Below are 951 nucleotides of genomic sequence, written 5' to 3' on the forward strand. Positions count from 1 at the left end.
GCTGTCCATCCGGGTGCGCGGCTGATACTTGCCGGGCTGCAGATCGCCGACCGGAAGCGCGCGCTGCTGCTCCTTGCCTTGCGCTTCGTTGCCGGCCAGCAGCGCATCGAGTCCGCGACCAAGTCCTTTCAGTTTCATGCTTCGGCTCCTTGTGTGGCGTCGGATCGCACGGTGCCATCGCGCCGATCCAGTATTTCCTGCGCCAACGCCTTGTAGGCCTGCGCGCCTTTTGACAGCCGATCAAAGGCGATCACCGGCTTGCCATAGGACGGTGCCTCGGCCAGCCGTACGTTGCGCGGAATGATGGTGCGATAGACCTTGCTTCCGAAGTGATCAACCAGCTCGCTGGAGACCTGCTGTGTCAGCGTCGAACGTGAATCGAACAGGGTGCGCAACAAGCCCTCGATTTCGAGCCTGGAATTGAGATTGGCGCGTACCTTCTTCAGCGTGGCGACGAGGTCGGTCAGTCCCTCCAGCGCGTAGTATTCGCATTGCATCGGTATCATCACGGCATCGGCAGCGACCAGCCCGTTGACGGTCAGCATATTGAGCGCCGGCGGGCAGTCCATCAGGATGAAATCGTATTCATCCTGAACCGGAACCAGGGCATCGCGCAGCCGGAACTCGCGACCGCCCATCTCGATCAGCTCGACCTCCGCACCTGCGAGTTCACGATTGGCGGGCAGGATGTCGAAACCGAAATCCGTCCGGATGCACGTTTCGCTCAGGGACGAGCGGCCGATCAGGATCTGGTAGACCGTCGGCAAGGCAACGCGCTTGGCAACGCCGCAACCCGTGGTGGCATTTCCCTGCGGATCAAGGTCGATCATGAGTACGCGCTGTCCGAGGACGGCGAGGCAGGCGGACAGGTTGACCGCAGTCGTGGTCTTGCCGACGCCGCCTTTCTGGTTGGTCACGGCCAGTATCTTTGCCAACTCAACTCCCCCCTGA

General features: G+C 61.6%; 1 protein-coding gene and 1 pseudogene. Both read right to left on the bottom strand.

Features of this window, described 5'->3' with window-relative positions; translation table 11 throughout:
- Positions 1 to 138, bottom strand: a pseudogene (locus PROAA_RS19180) (ParB/RepB/Spo0J family partition protein); the annotation flags it as partial.
- Positions 135 to 935, bottom strand: coding sequence for a ParA family protein (locus PROAA_RS13620; protein WP_186411858.1), 801 nt, complete (start codon positions 933 to 935; stop codon positions 135 to 137). The gene PROAA_RS13620 and the pseudogene PROAA_RS19180, both read right to left, overlap by 4 nt.
- Between the last annotated feature and the right edge of the window lie 16 nt (positions 936 to 951).

The organism is Candidatus Propionivibrio aalborgensis (genome assembly GCF_900089945.1).
GTDB classification, from domain to species: Bacteria; Pseudomonadota; Gammaproteobacteria; order Burkholderiales; family Rhodocyclaceae; genus Propionivibrio; species Propionivibrio aalborgensis.